At 66.4% G+C, this 22887-nt stretch carries 19 protein-coding genes; 11 read left to right on the top strand and 8 right to left on the bottom strand.

The window, feature by feature from the left end; translation table 11 throughout:
* Window positions 1-60 precede the first annotated feature (60 nt).
* Genes lgt through AC3WJE_RS01780 form a run of 3 tightly spaced genes read left to right on the top strand, consistent with a single transcriptional unit; the run spans window position 61 to window position 2353 of the window.
* Window positions 61-966, top strand: a complete 906-nt coding sequence (gene lgt, locus AC3WJE_RS01790; protein ID WP_493729060.1) for a prolipoprotein diacylglyceryl transferase — start codon at window positions 61-63, stop codon at window positions 964-966.
* Complete coding sequence (locus AC3WJE_RS01785; RefSeq protein ID WP_493729059.1) at window positions 963-1757, top strand: thymidylate synthase; 795 nt, start codon at window positions 963-965, stop codon at window positions 1755-1757. Before lgt ends, AC3WJE_RS01785 begins: the two co-directional genes overlap by 4 nt.
* Window positions 1758-1774: 17 nt before the next feature.
* Window positions 1775-2353 carry a dihydrofolate reductase gene (locus AC3WJE_RS01780; RefSeq protein ID WP_493729058.1) on the top strand — a complete coding sequence of 193 codons (579 nt, stop codon included), beginning with the start codon at window positions 1775-1777 and terminating at the stop codon, window positions 2351-2353.
* A gap of 84 nt (window positions 2354-2437) precedes the next feature.
* Here AC3WJE_RS01780 and AC3WJE_RS01775 read toward each other — a convergent pair whose 3' ends face one another.
* The 4 genes from AC3WJE_RS01775 to msuE form a co-directional block, all read right to left on the bottom strand.
* On the bottom strand, window positions 2438-3511 hold the full coding sequence (locus AC3WJE_RS01775; protein ID WP_493729057.1) for a sigma-54 interaction domain-containing protein: 1074 nt from the start codon (window positions 3509-3511) through the stop codon (window positions 2438-2440).
* Between the two features lie 98 nt (window positions 3512-3609).
* A complete protein-coding gene (locus tag AC3WJE_RS01770) occupies window positions 3610-4797 on the bottom strand; it encodes an acyl-CoA dehydrogenase family protein (RefSeq protein WP_493729056.1) in 1188 nt (395 codons plus the stop codon).
* A gap of 70 nt (window positions 4798-4867) precedes the next feature.
* Window positions 4868-6022: an FMNH2-dependent alkanesulfonate monooxygenase gene (gene ssuD, locus AC3WJE_RS01765; protein WP_493729055.1), complete on the bottom strand. Its 1155-nt coding sequence runs from the start codon at window positions 6020-6022 to the stop codon at window positions 4868-4870.
* A gap of 15 nt (window positions 6023-6037) precedes the next feature.
* A complete protein-coding gene (gene msuE / locus AC3WJE_RS01760) occupies window positions 6038-6601 on the bottom strand; it encodes an FMN reductase (protein ID WP_493729054.1) in 564 nt (187 codons plus the stop codon).
* A gap of 516 nt (window positions 6602-7117) precedes the next feature.
* On the opposite strand from msuE, the gene AC3WJE_RS01755 reads away from it, so the two are divergent.
* The 8 genes from AC3WJE_RS01755 to AC3WJE_RS01720 all read left to right on the top strand — a co-directional run bounded on the left by AC3WJE_RS01755 (window position 7118) and on the right by AC3WJE_RS01720 (window position 19805).
* The gene (locus tag AC3WJE_RS01755) at window positions 7118-9217 is read left to right on the top strand and encodes a TonB-dependent receptor family protein (RefSeq protein ID WP_493729258.1); all 2100 of its coding nucleotides are present in this window, start codon (window positions 7118-7120) and stop codon (window positions 9215-9217) included.
* 361 nt (window positions 9218-9578) lie between these two features.
* Window positions 9579-11720 carry a TonB-dependent receptor family protein gene (locus AC3WJE_RS01750; RefSeq protein ID WP_493729053.1) on the top strand — a complete coding sequence of 714 codons (2142 nt, stop codon included), beginning with the start codon at window positions 9579-9581 and terminating at the stop codon, window positions 11718-11720.
* Between the two features lie 56 nt (window positions 11721-11776).
* Window positions 11777-13069: an acyl-CoA dehydrogenase family protein gene (locus AC3WJE_RS01745; RefSeq protein WP_493729052.1), complete on the top strand. Its 1293-nt coding sequence runs from the start codon at window positions 11777-11779 to the stop codon at window positions 13067-13069.
* A complete protein-coding gene (locus tag AC3WJE_RS01740; protein ID WP_493729051.1) occupies window positions 13066-14526 on the top strand; it encodes an LLM class flavin-dependent oxidoreductase in 1461 nt (486 codons plus the stop codon). The genes AC3WJE_RS01745 and AC3WJE_RS01740 overlap by 4 nt, the downstream gene beginning before the upstream one ends.
* Window positions 14523-16157 carry an ABC transporter substrate-binding protein gene (locus AC3WJE_RS01735; protein ID WP_493729050.1) on the top strand — a complete coding sequence of 545 codons (1635 nt, stop codon included), beginning with the start codon at window positions 14523-14525 and terminating at the stop codon, window positions 16155-16157. Before AC3WJE_RS01740 ends, AC3WJE_RS01735 begins: the two co-directional genes overlap by 4 nt.
* Window positions 16154-17134: an ABC transporter permease gene (locus tag AC3WJE_RS01730; protein WP_493729049.1), complete on the top strand. Its 981-nt coding sequence runs from the start codon at window positions 16154-16156 to the stop codon at window positions 17132-17134. Before AC3WJE_RS01735 ends, AC3WJE_RS01730 begins: the two co-directional genes overlap by 4 nt.
* Window positions 17131-18015, top strand: a complete 885-nt coding sequence (locus AC3WJE_RS01725; protein ID WP_493729048.1) for an ABC transporter permease — start codon at window positions 17131-17133, stop codon at window positions 18013-18015. The genes AC3WJE_RS01730 and AC3WJE_RS01725 overlap by 4 nt, the downstream gene beginning before the upstream one ends.
* Window positions 18012-19805, top strand: coding sequence for a dipeptide ABC transporter ATP-binding protein (locus AC3WJE_RS01720; RefSeq protein WP_493729047.1), 1794 nt, complete (start codon window positions 18012-18014; stop codon window positions 19803-19805). The genes AC3WJE_RS01725 and AC3WJE_RS01720 overlap by 4 nt, the downstream gene beginning before the upstream one ends.
* 360 nt (window positions 19806-20165) lie before the next feature.
* On the opposite strand, the gene AC3WJE_RS01715 is transcribed toward AC3WJE_RS01720, so the two are convergent.
* The 4 genes from AC3WJE_RS01715 to AC3WJE_RS01700 all read right to left on the bottom strand — a co-directional run bounded on the left by AC3WJE_RS01715 (window position 20166) and on the right by AC3WJE_RS01700 (window position 22757).
* Window positions 20166-21071, bottom strand: coding sequence for a symmetrical bis(5'-nucleosyl)-tetraphosphatase (locus AC3WJE_RS01715; protein WP_493729046.1), 906 nt, complete (start codon window positions 21069-21071; stop codon window positions 20166-20168).
* Between the two features lie 13 nt (window positions 21072-21084).
* Entirely contained in the window at window positions 21085-21468 is a 384-nt protein-coding gene (apaG, locus tag AC3WJE_RS01710) for a Co2+/Mg2+ efflux facilitator ApaG/CorD (RefSeq protein WP_493729045.1), read from the bottom strand.
* Between the two features lie 150 nt (window positions 21469-21618).
* On the bottom strand, window positions 21619-22422 hold the full coding sequence (gene rsmA / locus AC3WJE_RS01705) for a 16S rRNA (adenine(1518)-N(6)/adenine(1519)-N(6))-dimethyltransferase RsmA (RefSeq protein ID WP_493729044.1): 804 nt from the start codon (window positions 22420-22422) through the stop codon (window positions 21619-21621).
* A complete protein-coding gene (locus tag AC3WJE_RS01700) occupies window positions 22419-22757 on the bottom strand; it encodes a tRNA-binding protein (protein WP_493729043.1) in 339 nt (112 codons plus the stop codon). The genes rsmA and AC3WJE_RS01700 overlap by 4 nt, the downstream gene beginning before the upstream one ends.
* Window positions 22758-22887 lie beyond the last annotated feature (130 nt).

The raw sequence follows: 22887 nt of genomic DNA, 5'->3' as shown, positions 1-22887 counted from the left end.
CCCCGCGACCGGCTTAGCTGGCAAAATGGCGGCCTCGCTTTCCGCCGGGCTCTGCCGCGCATGATCTATCTCCACAACATCGACCCGATCGCTTTTTCGCTGGGGCCGGTGCAGGTTCACTGGTACGGGATCATGTACCTGCTGGGTTTCCTCGCCGCCTGGGTGTTGGGGCGTGCCCGCATCCGCGCTGGTCGGCTGCCGGGTGTGGACGACAACGGCTTCTCCGACCTGTTGTTCTACTCGATGCTCGGCGTGGTGCTGGGCGGGCGCATCGGCTACATGCTGTTCTACGCGTTCGACGCGCTGCTGCAGAACCCGCTGATCCTGTTCAAGGTCTGGGAAGGCGGCATGAGCTTCCACGGTGGCCTGCTCGGTGTGCTGATCGCGGTGGCGTGGTGGGCGCGCAAGCATCGGCTGCACGTGTTCGACGTGGTCGACTTCATCGCGCCGCTGGTGCCGCTGGGGCTGGGTTTCGGCCGGCTCGGCAACTTCGTCGGCGGTGAGTTGTGGGGCAAGTTCACCCAGGCGGGTTGGGGCGTGATCTTCCCGCATGCACCGTTGTCGGATATTCCGGCCGGGCAGGCGCCGATGCAGGAGCTGATGAGCGCGGCGCAGATCCAGCAGCAGTACGCGGCCGGATTGCTGGATCGTTATGCGCGCCATCCCTCGCAGCTGTATGAAGCCGTGCTGGAAGGGCTGGTGATGTTCAGCGTGATCTGGGTGTTCTCGATGAAGCCGCGTGCACGCTATGCGGTGTCCGGCGTGTTCGCGCTGCTGTACGGCGTGTTCCGCTTTGCGGTGGAATTCGTGCGCATGCCCGACAACGGCGTCTACGTCGCCTTCGGTTGGCTGACGCGCGGGCAGATCCTGAGCCTGCCGTTGATCGCGCTGGGCTTGTTCCTGCTGTGGCTGTCGCGGCGCGCACCGGTGCTGCAGCCGGTGCCGGCAGTGGAGCCCGCCAAGTGAAGCAATATCTCGATCTGCTCCAGCACGTGCTGGAGCACGGCACGGAGAAATCCGACCGTACCGGCACCGGCACGCGCAGCGTGTTCGGCTGGCAGATGCGCTTCGACCTCAACGAAGGCTTCCCGCTGGTCACCACCAAGAAGCTGCACCTGCGCTCGATCATCCATGAGCTGCTGTGGTTCCTGAAGGGTGACACCAACATCGCCTACCTCAAGGCCAACAAGGTCGGCATCTGGGACGAGTGGGCCGATGCGAATGGCGATCTCGGCCCGGTCTACGGCAAGCAGTGGCGCAGTTGGGCCACGCCGGAGGGTGGCGAGATCGACCAGATGCGCTGGTTGGTGGACGAGATCAAGCGCAATCCGGATTCGCGTCGCCTGGTGGTCAGCGCCTGGAACGTGGCCGACCTGCCGAAGATGGCGCTGATGCCGTGCCACAACCTGTTCCAGTTCTACGTGGCCAACGGCAAGCTCAGCTGCCAGCTCTACCAGCGCAGCGGCGACATCTTCCTGGGCGTGCCGTTCAACATCGCCAGCTATGCACTGCTGACGCAGATGGTGGCGCAGGCGACCGGGCTGGGCGTGGGCGATTTCGTGCACACACTGGGCGATGCGCATCTGTATTCGAACCACTTCGAGCAGGCGCGCGAGCAGCTGTCACGCACGCCGCGCGCGCTGCCGAAACTGCGGCTCAATCCGGCGGTGAGCGACCTGTTTGCGTTCACCTTCGAAGACATCGCCATCGAGGATTACGACCCGCTGCCGGCGATCAAGGCGCCGGTGGCGGTATGAAGGACCGGGAATCGGGAATGGAGAATCGGGAATCGACGTCCCCGGAGACTGCTGCTTCATCCGATTCCCCATTCCCCATTCCCCATTCCCGGCTCCATTCCCAGCTCTCCCTCATTGCCGCACTCGATCGCCGCAACGCCATCGGCCGCGACAACGACTTGCCGTGGCGCTTGCCGGACGACTTGAAGCGCTTCAAGGCGCTGACGCTGGGCAAGCCGGTGCTGATGGGGCGCAAGACCGCCGAGTCGCTAGGACGTGCGTTGCCGGGGAGGTTGAATCTGGTGCTGACCCGTTCCGGGCAGGTGCCGTTCGAGGGCATGCAGGCGGTGGCCTCGCTGGATGAGGCGATGGCGCGTGCCGAACAAGACGGTGCGCCGGAGCTGTGTGTGATCGGCGGCGGTGAGGTCTATCGGCTGACGCTGGCGCGCGCCGATGTGTTGCATCTGACTCATGTCGATACCGAGGTCGAGGGCGCTGATGCGTTCTTTCCGGCCTTCGATGCGGCGCAGTGGCAGACGGTGGCGCGTGAGGCGCATGCCGCCGATGCACGGCATGCGCTGGCGTTCGAGTTCGTGGATTACCGGCGGGTTCGGTAGACACGGCTGGTAGAGCCGAGCTCGCTCGGCTGGAGCGTTCCCGGTACAGCTTCAGCCGAGCGAGCTCGGCTCTACGAGAGCGGGTTACGTCGCGCGCTTGTTGACCACCAGCTCACCCAGTTCGATCAGGCGTGCACGCACGACGTTGCGGCTCAGGCCCAGCAGTGCGGCGGTCCTGACCTGGTTGTGGTGGCAGTGCCTGTAGGCGGCGCGGAACAGCTGGTTCTCGATCGAGGCGTGCAGCGTGCCATCGGCACTTTCGAACAGGGCTTCGAAGGCGCGCCCGAGCAGGGCTTCGCCGTTCTCGTGCGGTTCGCCCCCGGTCTGGGTCGGCAATCGCAGCTGCGAGAGGCGGATGTCCTCGGCGCGCACCACGCCGTCGCGGTGGATCAGCAAGGTGTGGTGAATGACGTTTTCCAGCTCGCGGATGTTGCCCGGCCAGGGGTATTCAACCAGGGTGCGCTCGGCCTCGGGGCTGATCGTCACTTCGCCATGGCCCAGACGCTGGCTGTACTTGTCGACGAAGTGGCGGATCAGCGGCGGGATGTCACCCGGACGCTCGCGCAGCGGTTTCAGCTCCACGCCGACCACGTTGAGGCGGTAGAACAGATCCTGGCGGAAGTGACCGTTCTGGATCGCGTGATCCAGCGGTACGTTGGTGGCGGCCAGCACGCGCACGTTGATCGGCACGCTGCGCCGCGAGCCCAGCCGCACCACCTCGCGTTCCTGCAGTACGCGCAGCAGCTTGACCTGGATCGGCATCGGCAGGTCGCCGATTTCGTCGAGGAACAAGGTGCCGCCGTTGGCTTCCTCGAACCAGCCGGCCTTGGCGCTGAGCGCGCCGGTGAAGGCGCCTTTCTCGTGGCCGAACAGCTCCGCATCCACCAGCGATTCGCTGAAGGCGCCGCAGTTGACCGCCACGAACGGATGCTGGCGGCGCGCGCTGAGGTTGTGGATGTGGCGCGCGACCAGCTCCTTGCCGGTGCCGGACTCGCCGATGATCAGCACGCTGGCTTCGCTCGGTGCCACGCGTCCGAGATGGGTCAGCAGGGCTTGTGATGAGGGATCCTCGAAGACGTGGGCGGTGGCGCGCACGGCGTTGGCAGCGAGCGCACGCTGGTGCGATGAGGGCAGGGTGAGCAGGCGGAAATCGGACATGGGACGGGGCTCGGGCGTGGGGGAGGGAAGGCGCGAGGCGGCGTCGTGTCAACACGGCGGAACGCGGGAACCAGGACGGAAGCGGAACATCGGGACACTCATGAGTAGAAGCTGGGTGTGGGCGGACGTCGTTGCAGTGCCCATTCGCCCAGCTCGCGCAGCTTGTAGTCGAGCGGATCGTGCAGCGATTGCGTGCGCAGGTTGCGCCAGTAGCGATCCAGGCGCAGCGCGGCGTGGGTGGCGCGCGCGCCGGTGACTTCGAACAGGCGGTTGCACAGTTCCAGCCCGATGCGGGTGGTCGAGACCTTGGCGGCCGCAACGGCCAGCGCCAGTTGCGCGCGTTCCTCGCTGCCGAGTGCATGCTCCTTGCGCCAGGCTTCGTCGAGCAGCGTGGCGGCGCGGGCTGCGAGCAGTCGCGCGCTTTCCAGGCCGAGCCAGAACTCGCCGTAGTGGCCGAGGATGTAGGGATCGTCAGTGGCGTGCTCGACGCCGGAGCGGAACCAGGCGCGGGTCTCGGTCAGGGTGTACTTGCGCGCCTCTTCGAACGCGCCCTCGGCGATGCCCAGGAACAGATGCGCGAACAGCAATTGCGCGATCAGCGGGCGCAGGCAGGCGAACGGCGTGCTCAGCGGGCCGGGATCGAGCAGCAGCTCGGTTTCCTCGACGCGCACGCGCTCGAAGGTAGTGCTGCCGCTGTCGGTCTGGCGCTGGCCGATGTTGTCCCAGTCGTGCACCAGGGTGATGCCGCTGCGCGCGGTGGGGATGGCGCCGATCAGCAAGGCGCCGCTGTCTTCGTCCAAGGCCGAGGCGATCAGCATTTCCGAATCGATCGCGCCGGAGCAGAAGCTCTTCTTGCCGGAAAACTCGCGCCAGCCGTCGCAGCGACTTGCGACGGTTCGCGTATCCAGCGGATTGAGCGCGTTGCCCCAGAACCATTGCTTGCGCGCGGTCTGCTCGAACCACGGCTGCCATTGCTGCGGACGGCCGAACAACCGCACGGTCGCCAGCATCAGGTGATGGAAACCGAACACGTGCGCGATGGAGCTGTCGACCTTGGCGAACTCGCGCACGATCTGCAGCACCTCGCTCCAGCTGGCGCCGAGGCCGCCGTACTGGGCCGGGATGCTCAGCCCGAGCAGGCCGCTGGCACGGATCGCGTCGCGCTCGGCCTTGGGCGTGCCGCCGCGCGCGTCACGCTCGACCGCGGTCTCGGCGAACTCGGCGGCAAGACGGCGGGCGGTGTGCAGCGGGTTGAGCAGGATCGGTTGCGGGTGACGGCTCGTCATGAGCGAAGTTCTCGGGTCGGGAGTGAAAAACATCTGCGCACTTGGACCGGTGCGAAGGGTTCACAAAAGATCAGCGCGTTGCACTGCGCGGCGCCGGTGGCAGCACATCGTTGGCGATCATTTCGCCGAACGGGCCGGTCAGGTTGGTGCGGCCGTGACCGGCCAGGCTGGCGTACGGTTCGGGCAGCAGCGGGAACACCAGTTCGGCGAAACGGTAAGCCTCTTCAAGGTGCGGGTAACCGGAGAAGATGAAGCTGTCGATGCCCAGGTCGGCGTACTCCTTGATACGCGCAGCGACCTGCTGCGGATCGCCGACCAGCGCGGTGCCGGCGCCGCCGCGCACCAGCCCGACCCCGGCCCACAGGTTGGGGTAGATCTCCAGGCCGTCGCGGCGGCCGTTGTGCAGCGCGGCCATGCGCCGCTGACCTTCCGAATCGAAGCGTGCGAACGAGCGTTGCGCGCTGCTGATGGTGTCGTCGGAGACGTGTTCGATCAGTTTGTCGGCGGCGCGCCACGCCTCCTCGGCGGTCTCGCGCACGATCACGTGCAGGCGGATGCCGAAGCGCAGCGTGCGCCCGTGACGCGCGGCGCGCGCGCGCACGTCGGCGATCTTGGCGGCGACGGCGGCCGGTGGCTCGCCCCAGGTCAGATAGACATCGACCTGGCTGGCGGCCAGCGCGTGCGCGGCGTCGGAGGAACCACCGAAGTACAGCGGCGGATACGGTTGTTGCAGCGGCGGATACAGCGCCTTGGCGTTGGCCACGCGCAGATGGCGGCCTTCGAAATCGACGCTCTCGCCTTGCAGCACGCGACGCCAGATATGCAGGAACTCCTCGGCAGCCTCGTAGCGCTTGTCGTGTTCCAGATATAAACCGTCGCCGCGGTTCTCGTCGGGATCGCCGCCGGTGACGACGTTGATCAGCAGGCGCCCGCCGGAGAGGCGATCGAGGGTGGCGGCCATGCGTGCCGATACGGTCGGTGAAATGATTCCGGGACGGATCGCGACCAGATAGCGCAGGCGCTCGGTCAACGGGGCCAGCGCCGAGGCGACCACCCAGGAGTCCTCGCAGGAGCGCCCGGTGGGAATCAGCACGCCGTGGTAGCCGAGCGCGTCGGCGGCCTGCGCGACCTGTTTCAGATAAGGCAGCGTGACCGGGCGCGCGCCTTGCGTGGTGCCCAGGTAGCGGCCGTCACCGTGGGTGGGGAGAAACCAGAACACATCCATGATTGGGATTCTCGATCAGGCGATGCGCCGCAGCGCTTCGGGGCGGGCGCCGAACAGGCCGGCGGCGCGTTCGGCCGCCAGTTCGATGCGTTGCTGCAGCGCCGGGCTGACGATGCGGTAGTCGTGGAAATCCGCTTCGGCGGCGTAGATGCCGATCGGCAGCGTCAGTGCCTGGAAGAAGCCGAACAACGGTCGTAGCTGGTGCTCGATCACCAGCGCGTGGCGATCGCTGCCGCCGGTGGCGGCGAGCAGCACCGGCGTGTCGATCAGCGCGTTGAGGTCGATCAGATCGAACAGATGCTTGAGCAGGCCGGGATAGGAGCCGCGATACACCGGTGTGACCACCAGCAGCAGGTCGGCCGATTCGATCTGGCGCAGCGGCTGCTCCAGCGTCTCGCTCAACTCGTTGCGCCATAGCGTGGCGCCGAGCGGGCGGGCGATATCGCCGAGCTGGATCAGCGTGGGTCTGATCGGCAAGCGTTGTCCGAGTTCGGCCAGGGTGGCCTCGGCCAGGGCCAGCGTGCGCGAGGGGCGCGAGGTACTGCCGGAGACGGCGACGACATTCAGTGGTGTGCGCATGGAGTTGGGGGTCCTGTGATGGCAAGCGGACAGTGGTCGGTGCGAGTGCTCACGCAATGTCCGTGCCATCGGTTGAGGCAAGGCGTGTTGCTGGAGGTGCAGAGTGCAGCGCGAGGACGCTGTTCATCGGCGTGCATCGTGCTTTCCATATGACCGCAGGCCGGTGCAGGCAGCAATGGCGTGGTGTCGCCAATATGCCGGGGTGCTTAGCAGATTTGATAATGACCTTATGAATGATCCTGGAAACAGGGCGATTCAACGCTGTTTTCGTTGAATCGCTCATGTCGCCAGGTAATGACGATAGTTTCTGGGTTTATATGGATGCCGAAAATGTTCTCCAGGAAACATCTGATCAGCATTCGAGACGAATATCCGCAGCAGAATCACCCTTTATAAAAGGTTGTTTCGATCTCGCTCCTTGAATACCGGTGTCTGCAGCTCGCTGGCATGCGATGTGCGTATGCAGCATCGGGCCGGCGCATCCAAGCCGGCGATCAACCGGAGAGCGATGTGGGTATGAAGAAGAGCGGCGTGTTGTATTCGGCGATCGTGTTGGCGATGGCGGGGCAGCTGCATGCAGAGGAAGTGGCAGCACCGCTGCCGGCCGATGCCAAGGTCGGTACGCTGGATGCGTTGACGGTCACCGCCGAGCGCAAGCCGGAGCAACAGGAGGCAAAGGCGAAGCTCGACAAGGTCGCCGGCAATACCGCGGTGGTGGACAACGAGCAGGTCGAGCGTGGTCGTGCTTCCAGCGCCGAGGATATGCTGGCGTTGCAGCCGGGCGTGTTCGCGCAGTCCACCAGCGGCAACGCCGCCGCCAAGATCTCGATCCGGGGCTCCGGGTTGAACACCTTCTATGGTGGCTACGTGCTCGGCACCAAGTTCCTGTTCGACGGGCTGCCGATCACCGGCCCCGGTGGCACCCAGGAAGACCTGCTGAGCATTGCCGGCGTCAACTACACGGAAGTGCTGTACGGCGCCAACGCCTTCCAGTACGCGGCCACCACGCTCGGTGGCGCGATCAACTTCGTCACCCACACCGGCTACACCTCGCCCGGCACCTACCTGCGCCTGGAAGGTGGCAGCTTCGGCTACCGCAAGCAGCAGGTCAGCAACGGCGGTGTGGCCGGCAACTTCGACTGGTACGTATCGCTGCTGCACAACCAGCGTGATGGCTACCAGGACAACACCGACAACAGCGGCAGGGAACTGGTCGCCAACTTCGGCTACCGCTTCAGCCCGCGCCTGGATACGCGGCTGCTGGTGCGCTACCGCGAGGAAGAGCTGATCAACGGCGGCACCCTGACCCTGGCGCAGATCAACAGCGGCTCGCGTGCCAATCCGGCGCCCTACGGCCGCAAGAAGAAGGGCACCACGCTGGTCGGCAGCAAGACCACCTATGTATTCGACGACGATGCGCGGCTGGAGCTGGGCGTGGACGTGGACAACTACCCGCTCATCAACAGCTGGCGCTACTCGACCACGCCCAACCTGTGGCGTTCGACCGATCTCAACACCACGCTGCGTTACCTGCGCAGCGGCGACACGCTGTTCGGGCGGCCACTGGACACCAGCGTGACCTGGAGCGATACGCGGCTGGTGTTCGGTGATGCGCGTACCTACGACCGCGACAGCTGGCGCCTGCTCAAGCACGTGCGCTACACCGGCTCGCGCGACACCGTACTGGCACTGGGCGGGGAGTTGCAGCTGGATCCGGCGCTGTGGCTGTCGGCCGGGGTGTCGTTGATCAACATCGATCGCGACGTGCGCGTGGTGTATTCGACTACGCCCAATACCAGCGTGTTTCCGGATCGCTATGCACTGAACAGCTGGTACGCCGCGCCGCGCCTGGGGCTGCGCTATCAGCTGACGCCGGACGTGCGGCTGTTCGGCAACCTGAGCCGCTCGATCGATCCGCCGATCACCTGGCAGATCAGTGGCGGCGGCGTTGCTACGCCATACGCACGGCCGCTGGTGCCGCAGAAGGCCACCACCGCCGAGTTCGGTGTGCGCGGCAGTCATGGCATCTTCGATGGCAGCCTCACGGTCTACCGCTCCTGGATTCGCGACGAGCTGCTGACGGTGGTGATCCAGCAGGCGACCGCGACCACCGATGCGGTGACCGCCAACTCCAATGCCGAGCCGACCGTGCATCAGGGCATCGAGGCGGCGTTGACCGCGAAGCTGTGGCAGGGCGAGCGCGGGGATGGACTGAGCCTGCGCCAGGCCTACACCCTCAACGACTTCCATTACCGCCACGACGGCAGCTTCGGCGACAACCAGCTGCCGGGTCTGCCGCGTCAGGTCTACCAGGCCGAACTGCAGTATTCGCACGGCAGCGGCTTCTATGCCCAGCTCAACACGCGTGTGGCTTCCAGCTACTACGTCGATTACGCCAACACCTTCAAGGCACCCGGCTACGCGCTGCTTGGCGCCAAATTCGGTTACGGCCTGCCGAGCGAGCGCTGGAGCGCATGGGTGGACCTGCGCAACCTCACCGACAAGCACTACGCCACTGCCACCAGCACCGTCTACAACTTGAATGGCAGGGACAGCAACGTGTTCTACGTGGGCGACGGCTTCAGCGTGTTCGCCGGGGCTTCCTATCGCTTCTGAGTGGTGTGCTCATTGCGAAAGCTGATGAGCATATGGCGTTCCCGTGGTTTTACCGGGCTGCTTATGTATCGCCGGTGATGAATATATATCGATGGATTATCAATAAATGAATTTTGTCCCTGCATCGACACTGGATCAGCAGTTTATTCGCCGCGAACATGTGTTTTCCGTGGTTTCTGCTGTGTATGCCCTGGTTTTCTCGTGTTTACGCGCATGGCACGCGATGTGCGTAAGCAGCATTGAACGTGACGGACGGTCCGTCGGCGCAATGGTTGATTGAGAACATGGGGCTAAGCGAATGCGATCGGTTGGAATTGGGCGATATCGAAATGAGCAGCTGCAACATCGTAGCGACGGCCGCGTGGGTGATGCCTGCCTGCGTCGGCTACCGCTCGCGCTGGCGTTCGCAACGGTGTGGCTGGCGCATGCGGCGCCGGTGCGGGCCGACGACGCGAGCGGTCCGCGTGTGCAGGAGCTGGACGCAGTGAAGGTCAGTGCCAAGGGCGTGGCGGCCAAGGAAGCGGCGCAGGCCGACGTGGACGCGGTGCCGGGCGGGGCGGCGTTGATCGATCAGGAGCGCGTCGAGCAGGGCCGCGTCGCCACCAATCAGGACGTGCTGGCCTATCAACCCGGCGTGTACGCACTGGCGGCCGGTGGTGCTGATGGATTGAAGATCAACATCCGCGGCTCGGGCATCAATCGCGGTACCAACTACTTCCGCTCCGGTATCTATTTCCTGTTCGATGGATTGCCAGTGTCCGGGCCGAGTGGCTCGCCGTTCGAACTGTTCGAGCCGCTCGGGCTGAGCTACACCGAGGTGTTGAAAGGCGCCAACGGCTTCGACCTGGGCAGTCTGGCGCTGGGCGGGGCGATCGACTACGTCAGCCTGACCGGGCGCGAGGCCTCGCCGCTGGAGCTGCGCTACGAACTGGGCAGCTTCGGTTACCAGAAGCGCCAGCTCAGTTCCGGTCAGACCTTCGGCAACTTCGATTACTACGTCAGCCTGACCGATGGGCGCAGCGATGGTTATCAGGCGCATTCGGCCAGCCGCAATCACGGTGTCGCCGCCAACGTGGGTTGGCAGATCAGTCCGGATCTGGAAACCCGGCTGTACCTGCGCTATCGCGAGGTCAAGTTCGACAACGCCGGCAGCGTGACGCTGGAGCAGGCGCTGCACGATCCGCGCGCGGCCAGTCCTTCGGCCACGGCCTACGACTGGGACCGCAATCATCCCGGCACGACCTGGATCGGCAGCAAGACCACGTGGCGCATCGATGATGACCAGAGCCTGGAGTTCGGCCTGACCTATCACGACTACCCGCTGACCACGAACTGGTGGGTAGTGCACGAGACCTGGGCGTTCCGCGACGTCAGCGCGACCGTCAACTACACCCGGCGCGGGCAGTGGTTCGGTCGCGACAGCGTGACCCGGTTCGGGCTGGTGTCGACCTACAACCTGGATTCGTCATCGCACAGCTATTCCAACAGCGAGGCCGATACCGGTTACGCGGTGGGCACGCCGCGCTCGGCGCGCAAATACGACGGTTCCTCCGACAGCGTGCTTCATGCCAGCAACGAGCTGGCGCTGCGCCCGGACCTGTGGCTGACCACCGGCCTGTCGCTGCTGTACACCGAGCGCAAGGCGCAGATCACCTATCCGGTCACTGCCGAGACGCAACCGGCCTACCGGCGCGATCGCCTGGATTACGCACCACGCTTGGGCCTGCGCTACGAGCCGAGTGCAAGCCTGCAGTTCTACGGCAACCTGAGCCGCTCGATAGAGCCGCCCAATGCCTGGGCGATGGTCGGCGGCAATTACTTCGCCAATGGCATCGCAGCGGGTCTGGCCAGCGGCGTGATGGACCTGAAGAACCAGACCGCGACCACAGCGGAGATCGGCAGCCGTGGCGAGGCCGGGCTCGGGCAGTGGGACGTGTCGCTGTATCGCGCGGCGGTACGCAACGAATTGTTGTCGGTGGTGATCGCCGATCGCAATGGCGCGGCGGTCACCGAGGAGACCAACGCCAGCGCGACCACGCACCAGGGTGTGGAAGCCTCGCTGCACAGCACGCTGTGGGAGACCGCCGGCGGGCAGCGCCTGAGCGCACGTCAGGCCTACAGCTTCAGCGATTTCCACTACGACCACGACGCGGTGTTCGGCTCCAACCGCCTGCCCGGCATCCCGCGTCACTACTACCAGGGCGAACTGCGATACGAGCATCCGGCCGGTTACTACGCCGGCATCAACAGCTGGATTGGCTCGCCGATCTCGATCGACTACGCCGACACCCGCCGCACGCCCGGCTACGCGATCTACGGCGCCAACCTCGGCTTCAACGCGCCGTCCGGGCGTTGGTCGGCCTATCTGGACCTGCGCAACCTCACCGACAAGCGCTACGTGGCGATCGTCTCGCCCGGCTACGACGACGCCGGCACCGATCAGGCGCGGGTGACGCCGGGCGAAGGCTTCGCCGTCTATGCCGGTTTCACCTGGAGGTTGTGAGTGATGCGACTGCGCCTTTCCCGTCCGCTTCCTTCTATCGCATTGGAGATAACCCGATGAACGCTCGTGCCATCTTCGAAACCGACACGCAGGCGCTGGCGCCGCGCGAACACGCCGCACCGAGCGACGAGGCGTTGGCGCGGCGCTTCGATCCGGTGTTCGCGCGCATTGCCGAAGGCACGCTGGCGCGCGAGCGCGAACGTGAGCTGGCCTACGAACCGGTGGCGTGGCTGCGTGAGACCGGCTTCGGCGCGCTGCGCGTACCGCAAGCCCATGGTGGCCTCGGTGCCAGCCTGCCGCAGCTGCTGCGCCTGCTGACGCGGCTCGGCGAGGCCGATTCCAATGTGCCGCAGATACTGCGCGCGCATTTTGGTTTCGTCGAAGGCTTGTTCGGCGATGACGCTGATAACGCGGTGCTGCGTGAGCGCTGGTTCCCGCGCATCGCGACCGGTGCGCTGTTCGGTGCGGCGATGGCCGAGCGCGGGCCGGCCACCGAGAACACGCTGGCGCTGAGTCGCGACGGTGCGCGCTGGCAGTTGAACGGCGAGAAGTACTACTCCACCGGCACGCTGTACGCGGACTGGATCCTGGCCGCGGCGGTGGACGGCGAAGATCACCTCGCACTGGCGGTGCCGGCCGAGGCGCCGGGCGTGGTGCGTATCGACGATTGGGACGGCTTCGGCCAGCGCCTGACCGGCAGCGGCAGCACCCGTTTCAGTGCGGTGAGTCTGGACGACGAACACGTGCTGCATCGTCATCCCGGCGGACGCCCGCGCCCGGACAGCTACCTCACGGCGTTCTACCAGAGCGTGCATCTGGCGACGCTGGCCGGCATCGCGCGTGCGGTGCTGCGCGACGGCGTGGCGTTCGTGCGCGGCCGCACCCGTGTGTTCGGCGTGCCGGGGCAGGTGCGCCCGGCCGATGATCCACTGGTGCAGCGCGTGGTCGGGCGATTGTCGAGCGTGGCGTTCGCGACCGAGGCGGTGGTGGAGCAGGTCGGCGCGGCCTTGCAGCGGATTCATCTGGCGCACCAGGACGGCAGCGCGGTCGAGGCCGATTACATCGCCGCCGATGTCGCCGCCTATCACGGCCAGCAGGTCACGCTGCCGCTGGTGCTGGAGGCGGCCACGCTGGTGTTCGAAGTCGGTGGTGCCTCGGCCACCGAGCGCAGTCGCGCGCTCGATCGGCATTGGCGCAATGCACGCACGATCGCTTCGCACAATCCGGCGATCCTGCGCGAACGCGCGCTCGGCGACTGGCGCCTCAACGGCACGCGTCCGCGCGAAGCCTGGTTCTCCGGCACCACGCCGAAGACGGACGCAGCCGTGCAGCCGGGAGCACCGGCATGAGCGTCGCCGCTGAACCCAAACAGCTGCACGTCAACCTGTTCGAGATGAACTGCGTCAGCCACATCGTGCATGGCATGTGGGTGCATCCGGACAACCAGCGCCATCGCTTCAACGATCTGGATTACTGGACCGAGCTGGCGCAGTTGCTGGAATACGGCACCTTCGACGGCGTGTTCCTGGCCGATGTGATCGGTGCCTATGACAGCTTCGGCCACGGTCCCAAGGCGGCGCTGGAAGAGGCGGTGCAGATTCCCAGCAATGATCCGCTGCTGTTGATTCCGGCGATGGCACAGGTGACCCAACATCTCGGCTTCGGCGCGACCTTCTCCACCACCTACGAGCCGCCGTTCGCGTTCGCGCGGCGCATCAGCACGCTCGATCACCTGACCAAGGGCCGGGTCGGCTGGAACATCGTCACCTCCTACCTGCCCAACGCGGCGCGCAATTTCGGCCTGGATGGCGAGGTACCACACGACCATCGCTACGAGATCGCCGACGAGTATCTGGATGTGCTCTACAAGCTATGGGAAGGCTCGTGGGACGACGATGCGGTGATCCAGGATCGCGAGCGGCGCATCTATACCGATCCATCGAAGGTGCGCCATATCGATCACGTCGGCGAGTTCTTCAAGGTCGCCGGCCCGCATCTGAGCCAGCCCTCGCCGCAGCGCACGCCGCTGCTGTTCCAGGCGTCGGGCTCGGCGGCAGGGTTGGAATTCGCCGCGCGCCATGCCGAGGTGGTGTTCACCGGCGGTCTCACCGCCGTTGACGTACGTCGCAACATTGCCAACACCCGCGCACGGGTCGCCGCGCAGGGCCGCGATCCGCGCGCGATCAGGTTCCTGGTGCAGGCTGGGGTGATCGTTGGCCGCACCGATGAGGACGTGGCCGCCAAGCTAGATGGCTACCGCAAGTTGATGAGCGTGCGCGGCGGGTTGGTGCACGCGCAGTCGGACATCGATCTGCTGGCATATCCGCGCGATTTGCTGATCGGTGAGATCGTCGGCGGCCGTGGCAAGGGCAGCGCCAGCGGAATCGGGCGCGGCGTGCTGGCCGGGTTCGATCCGCAATGGACGGTGGGGCAGGTGTTGAAGCGGTTGGAGGCGTTCGATCGCGAGCGTTACTTCGTCGCCGGTACGCCCACTGCGGTGGCCGACACCATCGAGCGCTGGCTCGACGAGGATGACATCGATGGCATCAACCTGCGCCAGTACCTGTCGTTCGAGACTGCGCGCGATTTCATCGAACTGGTGGTGCCGGAACTGCGCCGGCGCGGCCGTTTCCGTGAGTCGTACCGCGATGGCGAAACCTTGCGCGAGCGTCTGTTCGGCGCCGGCAATGCGCGTCTGCCGGCCGACCATTTCGGCGCGCGTTACCGCGATCCGGCCAATCTGAAAGTGCCGCCACCGCCGCTGCGCTTTCCGGCACCGGTAGCAGCCGTGGGAGCTGCCGGATGAGGGCGATGCTTGCCGCGATGCTGGCCGCGTTGGCGTTGGTCGGTTGCAGGCAGACACCGGCGACACAGGCGGTCGCGGATGGTGAAGCACCGCGCCAGGGCGGCACGCTGATCTACGCCACCGACCGCGAGCCGACCTGCCTGGATCCGCACGTGCAGGGCGACATGCCGCAGGTATTCGTGGCGCGTCAGTACCTGGACTCGCTGGTGTCGATGGACGAGCACGGTCGCATCGAACCGTGGCTGGCGCGCAGCTGGGAGGTTTCCGGGGACGGCAAGACCTACACCTTCCACCTGCGTGACGACGTGCGTTTCAGCGACGGCACGCCGTTCACCGCCGAAGCGGTCAAGGCCAACCTCGATCACATGGCCGATCCGCGCACGCAATCCAGCACCGCCGGCGGCTACATCCGCCAGTACGTCCGCACCGAGGTCGTCGACGATCACACCGCAGTCGTACAACTGGACAGCCCATACGCGGCGTTCCTGGAAGTGCTGGCGCAGGGGTTTCTCGGCATCGAGTCGCCGACCGCGCTCAAGCGCACACGCGATCAGAACTGCCAGAGCCCGGTCGGCACCGGGCCGTTCAAGGTCGAACGCTGGGATCGCCAGAACCAGGTCGTACTGGTGCGCAATCCCGATTACAGCTGGGCGCCGCCGAGCGCAAAGCATCAGGGACCGGCGTATCTGGATCGGATCGTCTGGAAGTTCATCGGCGAGCCCTCGGTGCGCTTCGCTTCATTGCAGGCCGGGGAGGTCGACGTGATCGAAGGCCTGCCGCCGGAGGCACACGCGCCGGCACGCGCCAATCCGGAACTGTCGCTGCTGGTCGCCAACCGCCCCGGCAACCCGACCAACGGCACGCTCAACCTGACCCGCGCGCCGTTCGACGACATCCGCGTGCGTGAGGCATTCCTGCGCTCGGCCGATGTCGAGGGCGCGTTGCAGAGCGTGTTCTTCGGCGAGTTCCCGCGCGCCGGTGGTCCGCTCAGCGTCGGCACGCCGTTCTACAGCCCCGACTTCGAACATGTCGCTGACTACGACCCGGCACGCGCCAATCGCCTGCTCGATGCCGCCGGCTGGGGTACGCGCGACGCCGAAGGTTATCGAACCAAGAACGGGCGCCGCCTGACCGTGCACGTGCTGATGCGCAACCAGTCGCCGCCATCCGAGCAGACCCTGTGGGAGCAGGTGCAGGCCACCGCGCGCGCGACCGGTTTCGACGTGCGCCTGGACCTGCTCAGCGACGCACTCTCGCAACAGCGTCAGGCCGACTGGGATTACGACGTGCGCGTGGGCTACTGGAACACCAACACCGCCGACGTGCTGCGCATCATCTTCAGCTCGAAATTCCTGGCGCCGGTGGGTGGCAAGGGCGGCTTCCATCAGAACGGTGCCGGCTTCGCCGATCCGCAGTTCGACGCGGTGGTCGAACAGGCATTGGCCACGCAGGACCTGCAACAACGTGCGCAGCTCTATCACGAGGCGCAGCGCATCGCCGCCAGCCAGTTCCTGCAACTGACCACCTTCCCGCAGAGCACGCGGCTGGGCATCTACAAGACCGCGCACGGGGTGGGGATAGAGCCTTCGCTGCGGGTCACCACGCTCTACGACGCCTGGGTGAGCAAATGAACGCGACCGCTGTCCTGCTGTTCCGTCACGCCTCCACCTGGCCACGTCACCTGCGTGCGCTGGGTGCACAGCTGATCGGCGCCACGCTGGTGTTGTGGGCCGCCGCCACGCTGCTGTTTCTGGTGCTGCGGCTGATGCCTGGCGATCCCGCGCTGGCGATCCTTGGCGGGCCCAGCGCCAACCCCACCGCCGAGACGCTGGCGGCGGTGCGGCTGGAATACGGACTGGACCAGCCCTTGCCGCAGCAGTATCTGCAACACCTGGGCCGCTTGCTGCACGGCGATCTGGGCAACTCCTACTCGCAGCACATGCCGGTGGCGCAGGTGCTGCGCGAGCAGGCCGGCGCGACCTTGCAGCTGACCGGTACCGCACTGCTGCTGGCGTGGCTGCTGGCGCTGGCCTCAGTGTTGCCGAGCGTGCGCCGGGGCTGGCGCGACAAGCTGTTCTCGACGCTGGAAACGCTGGCCGCGGCGTTGCCGCAGTTCTGGCTCGGATTGGTGCTGCTGGCGGTGTTCGCATTCGGCCTGCGCCTGCTGCCGCCGGCCGGCAGCGATGGCCTGCGCAGTCTGGTGTTGCCGGCGCTGACGCTGGCGTTGCCGCTGGCCGGCTTCATCGGCCAGGTCACGCGTGAGTCGATGGCGTTGGCGCTGGAGCAGCCGTTCGTGCTGTCGGCGCGAACGCGCGGTCTGGGCGAGGTCGCGGTGCGGCTGCGACACGTGTTGCGGCACGCATTGCTGCCGGGATTGAGCCTGTCTGGCTGGGCGATCGGCGCAACCATCAGCGGCGCGGTGGTCACCGAGGTGATCTTCTCGCGCAAGGGCATCGGCCGGCAGCTGTTCTACGCGGTGCAGGCGCAGGACCTGCCGCTGGCGCTGGGCATCGTGCTGTTCATCGCCGTGGTCTACGTGATCGCCAACCTGCTGATCGATGGCCTGCAACGGCTGGTCGATCCGCGCCTGCATGGAGAATTCCGATGAACGCCACCGTCCTCTCTTCACCGGCACCGTCCTGCGCGCTGTGCGCCCGCGTGCGTGGCGCGTTGCGACAGCTGGCGACGTTGCCGCCGGGTCCGGCGCTGGCGGCCGCATTCCTGTTGCTGCTGGTCGCGATCGTACTGGCGCCGGGAGTGTTCGCCGGTGCCGATCCATGGGGCGTGGCGCCGCGCGAGGCATTCCAGCCGCCGAGCTGGGCGCATTGGTTCGGCACCGACGCTTCCGGTCGCGATCTGTGGGCACGCGTGGTGTACGGCGCGCGCGAGTCGCTGACGATCGGCGTAGCGGCCACCGCGCTGTCGATGGCGGTGGCGATCGTGCTGGGACTGACCGCCGGGCTCGGCGGACGCCTGCTCGATCGCGCCATCGGCAGCCTGCTCAACGTGTTGTTCGCGTTTCCTGCGTTGCTGGTGGCGCTGGTGCTGGTGGCGGTGTTCGGCGCCGGGCTGGGGCCGGTGATCGTGGCGACCGGCCTGGGCTGCTCGCCCGGCTACGCGCGGATGGTGCGCGCGCAGGTGCTGGCGGTGCGCGGCTCCGGCTACATCGAGGCCGCGCGCGTACTCGGGCACTCGCCGTGGCGGATCATCGTGCGCCAGATCCTGCCCAACGCGATGCGGCCGCTGCTGGTTACCGTGACGCTCGGTGTTGGCCAGATCATCGTCTGGGCTTCGGCGCTGAGCTTTCTCGGCCTGGGCAAGCCACCACCGGCGGCGGAGTGGGGCACGCTGTTGTCGGTCGGCCGCGACTTCGTCGCGCTGGCATGGTGGATGACCTTCTTCCCCGGCCTGTTCATCGTGCTGACCACGCTGTCGACCACGGTGCTGGGGCGCTGGCTGCAACGTCGCCTGGAGGGACGCACGCCATGAGCGATGCACTGCTGCGGGTGGAAGGATTGTCGGTCGAGTTCGCACGCCCCGGACAGCCGCCGCATACGGCGGTGCGCGAGATATCGTTCGCGCTGACGCCGGGTCGCGCGGTGGCGTTGGTCGGCGAGTCCGGCTCGGGCAAGAGCGTGACCGCGCGCAGCCTGGTCGGACTGGCTGGCGAGCATGCGCGGGTGAGTGCGCGGGTACTGGAGCACGCCGGTCGCGACCTGCGCAACTGGAACGAGCGGCAGTGGCGCGGTTTGCGCGGCAAGGACATCGGCTTCGTGCTGCAGGACGCGCTGGTGTCGCTGGATCCGCTGCGCCCGGTAGGCCGCGAGATCGAGGAAGCCCTGGCCGCACACGGCTGGGGCGACCGCCACAGCCGCCGTGCGCGGGTGCTGGAGCTGCTGGAACAGGCCGGCGTGCCCGAACCCGCACTGCGCGCCCGCCAGCGCCCGGATCAGCTCTCAGGCGGCCTGCGCCAGCGCGCGCTGATCGCCTCGGCGCTGGCCAACTCGCCGGGCGTGCTGATCGCCGACGAACCGACCACCGCGTTGGACGCCACCGTGCAGGCGCAGGTACTGGCCGAATTGCGGGCGATCAAGCATCGCGGCGGCGCGTTGCTGGTGATCAGCCACGACCTGGCACTGGTGTCGCAACTGGCCGACGAAGTGCTGGTGCTGCGCCACGGCGAGGTGGTCGAGCAGGGGGCGATCGCGCAGGTGCTGCGGCGTCCGGTGCACTCTTATACGCGTGCATTGCTCGATGCGGTACCGGGCGTGCATCCCAGGACCGGCAGGAGGAAGGATGCGGCGGGATGGATTTCAGCTCGAGCTGCAGAAAAACCCAACAACCATGTCGTATGGCGCGCGACGCCGCGGGAAGGTGCATCCGGCGAAGGCCGTTCTGTGGGAGGGACTTCAGTCCCGACAGGGCTCAGCCGGGAAAGCGTCGGGACTAAAGTCCCTCCCACACAAAAGCCCGCGTCGGACACCGTGCCGCTGCTGGAAGCGCACAACCTCCGCAAGGTGTACCGCACCCCGGACGAAGCCCCCCACGTCGCTGTGGACAACGTCAGCTTCGTCCTGCACGCCGGTCGCACGCTCGGCATCGTCGGCGAATCCGGCTCCGGCAAAAGCAGCCTGGCGCGACTGGTGCTGGGCCTGACCGAACCCGACGCCGGCGAAGTGCGACTGGACGGCCGCCCCTGGACCGGCACCGGTCCAGCACATGTACCCGAAGCACAACGACGACCCTGGCGACGCACGATCAGCGCCGTCTACCAGGATCCGCTGAGCTCGTTCGATCCACGCTGGAACGTCGCCCACATCCTCGGCGACGCACTCGACGCCGCCGGCCTGCCACGCAGCGCGCACCCGGCGCGGATCACCGAACTGCTCGATCAAGTGCGACTAGCTCCATCGCTGGCCGCTCGTTTCCCGCTGCAACTCTCCGGCGGCCAGCGCCAACGCATCGCGATCGCCCGCGCCATCGCCACCGGGCCCCGCCTGATCGTCCTCGACGAAGCCGTATCCGCGCTGGACGTATCAGTGCAGGCACAGGTGCTGGACCTGCTGGACGACCTGCAAGCCCAGCTCGGCTTGGCCTACCTGTTCATCTCGCACGACCTGGGTGTGATCCGCCAGATCAGCCACGAAGTGCTGGTGATGCGCCACGGCCAAGTGCTGGAAAGCGGTTCGATAGAGCAGGTGTTCGAACGACCGCAGCACGCCTACACCCGTGAATTACTGGCGTCGGTGCCGCAACTGGCTGCTCTGGACGCAGCGTGATGCCTATCGGGTGAATCGACATTCGGGATCAAACCGTCACAAGCGCCGTTGCCGTTGCGGCCACTGCAACGTCAAACCCAAGAAGCAACGTCCATGGATCTTCGATCCCCGGCCATCGGGCATAGCCCGACGGCGCTCAGCACCACGCGAGCCAGTGGCTCGCAAGCCGTGGCGCTTCGCCCCCGCTTTCGCAGGGACGACGGTAGGTAGATTGCGAGGGGCAACCAGATTCCCGCTTGATCAGCGATTACCAACCATGCCGCCGTTGTGAAGCACTTCGGCGGCGCAAAAGCGCTTCGCGGAAACTACGATGGAAATATCCGGAAGAAGCAGGGTAGCAGCAAGCAACAGCCCAAAAACCTACGTAGAAGCCGGCTTGGCCTGCCGTCGCCGCTGATCCGGCCGACGTCGCGGCGGACGCGGACGACTGACCGGCGGCGGCCCCTCGACCTCACGCCCCGGTACCTGCACCACCCGCAACTCATCGGTATCCAGTTGCAACGCCGTGAGCTTGCCACCCCACACCGCACCGGTATCGATCGCATGGATGCCTTGAGTGATGGTCAGATTCAATGCCGACCAATGCCCGCAGACGATCTTGAGATCGCGCTCCACCCGTCCCGGTACCTCGAACCATGGATACATGCCTTGCGCCTGCGTGCCGGGCGTGCCCTTGTCCTCGGTGGCGATACGCCCGCGCGGGCTGCAATAGCGCATGCGGGTGAAGATGTTGATGATCGCGCGGCTGCGGTCGTAGCCGCTCAGTCCCGGTGACCAGCTCGGCTGATCGCCGTACATGTTGCGCAGCAGCTTGCGATAGCCGGCGCCCTGCAACTGCTGCTCGACCTCGCGCGCATGCTTCTCGGCCATCTGCGTGGTCCACTTCGGCGCCAGCCCGGCGTGGATCATCATCCAGCCGAGGGTGCGGTCCACGTGTGCCAGCTTCTGCATGCGCAGCCAGTCCAGCAGCACATCGCGATCCTCGGCGAGCACCACGCGCTGCAGGTCCGGATTGACCTTGCGCTGCTCTTCTTCCGAGCGCGCACCGATCGCCAGCAGCGACAGATCGTGATTGCCGAGCACGACGACGCTGTGTTCGCGAAGCGAATGCACCAACCGCAGCGTCTCCAGCGACTGCCCGCCGCGATTGACCAGGTCGCCGCAGAACCACAGCGTGTCCTGCGCCGGATCGAAGCGGATCTTTTCCAGCAGCCGCTGGGTGACGTCGTAGCACCCCTGCAGGTCGCCGATGGCCCAGATGCTCATGCGCGGCTTCTCATCAGTGCAGGGTCCGCGGCACGCTCAACACGAAGGCGGCGATCGGCGCGGCGAACTCGGTGCCGTCGTCGGCGACCATGTCGTAATGACCCTGCATCTGGCCGTGCTCGGTATCCAGCATCACCCCGGAGGTGTACTGGAAGTCCTCGCCCGGGCGCAGCCGCGGTTGCTCGCCGACCACGCCTTCGCCATCGACGTGCTGGATCTGGCCATTGCCGTCGGTGATCAGCCAATGGCGTGCGACCAGCCGCGCGGCGACGTCGCCGGCATTGCGGATGCGGATCGTATAGGCGAACGCGTACCGGCCGTCGGACGGCGTGGATTGTTGATCGAGGAAGCGGGGTGAAACCTCCACTTCGATCCGGTAGCGGGAAATGTCTTGCATGCAGTGAGTTTAGGGTTTGTCGAGATTCCCGAACAGCGCGCGTCGGCACGCGCCTGCCCGGGAAATTCCAGCGGAGCGGAGCAAGTGTCGCGGCTCCTTGAGTGAATCGCCGTGAAAACCACGGCCCGCCCGGCGATGCCGGGCGGCCGATCAATCCACCGTCACGTTGGCCAGGCGGATGAAGTCGGCAACTTCCAACTGCTCGGCACGCGCGTCCGGACGTACCCCGGCAGCCTCGAAATGGCGGCTGTCGCAGACTTCGGACAAGGCATTGCGCAAGGTCTTGCGGCGCTGCCCGAAGGCGGCGCGCACCACATTGGCGAAGCGACGCGCATCGTTGATTCCGACCGTGGCCGGATCGCGTGGCACCAGCCGCACCACCGCCGAATCCACCTTCGGCGGCGGCCGGAACGCACCCGGCGGCACCACGAACAGCGACTGCACCTGGCAATAGGCCTGCAGCATCACGCTGAGCCGGCCGAAGGTCTTGCTGCCCGGCCCGGCGGCCATGCGATCGACCACCTCCTTTTGCAGCATGAACACCATGTCGATGATCGCCGCGGCGTGGTCCAGCGCATGGAACAGGATCGGCGAGGACAGGTTGTAGGGCAGGTTGCCGACCAGGCGGATCCTGCCTTCGCCGGCCAGCGCGGTGAAATCCACCGCGAGCACGTCGCGATGGATGATCTCCAGCGTGCCGATGTCGCGTGCGGCCTCGGTCAGCGGGAAGATCAGGTCGCGGTCGTACTCGATGACGGTCAGCTCGCCGTGGCGCTTGAGCAGCGGGAAGGTGATCGCGCCCTGGCCCGGGCCGATCTCCACCAGGTGATCGCCCGGCTGCGGATTGACCGCCTGCACGATCCGGTCGATGTAGACGCGCTCGTGCAGGAAGTGTTGGCCGAGCTGTTTCTTGGCCGCGCCGAACTCGGTGGCGGGAGTGCGGAAGTTGCTCACAGCAGTCGGGTCCCCAGCGGTACGTCGCGGTCGGGCACGCACAGCGCGACATGGCCGTCGGCGTCGTGGAAACCGGTGACGAGGCATTCGGACATCAGCGGCCCGATCTGCTTCTTCGGGAAATTGACCACCGCCACCACCAGCCGGCCGACCAGCGCCTCGGGCGTGTAGTGCACGGTGATCTGCGCGCTGGACTTGCGCACCCCGATCCCGGGGCCGAAATCCACCTGCAGCACGTAAGCCGGCTTGCGCGCCTCGGCGAAAACCTCGGCGGACAGCACGCGGCCCACACGCAGCTCCACCTTGGTGAAGTCGTTCCAGTCGATGAGTTCCATGGGCGAATTATGCGGGATTTCGCTTATGGGCCCGTAATGGCCGATGCCGATGGGGCCGTGGAGCCGAAGTCGCTGGGTCCCCGCCTGCGCGGGGACGACGACCTGAAGGTTTCGCTGGAAGGCTTCGTAT

It is taken from the genome of Pseudomonas sp. GW821-FHT07E12 (assembly GCF_058986605.1).
The sequence above is the reverse complement of the archived record's forward strand: the minus strand, read 5'-3'. Positions and strand labels throughout refer to the sequence as shown.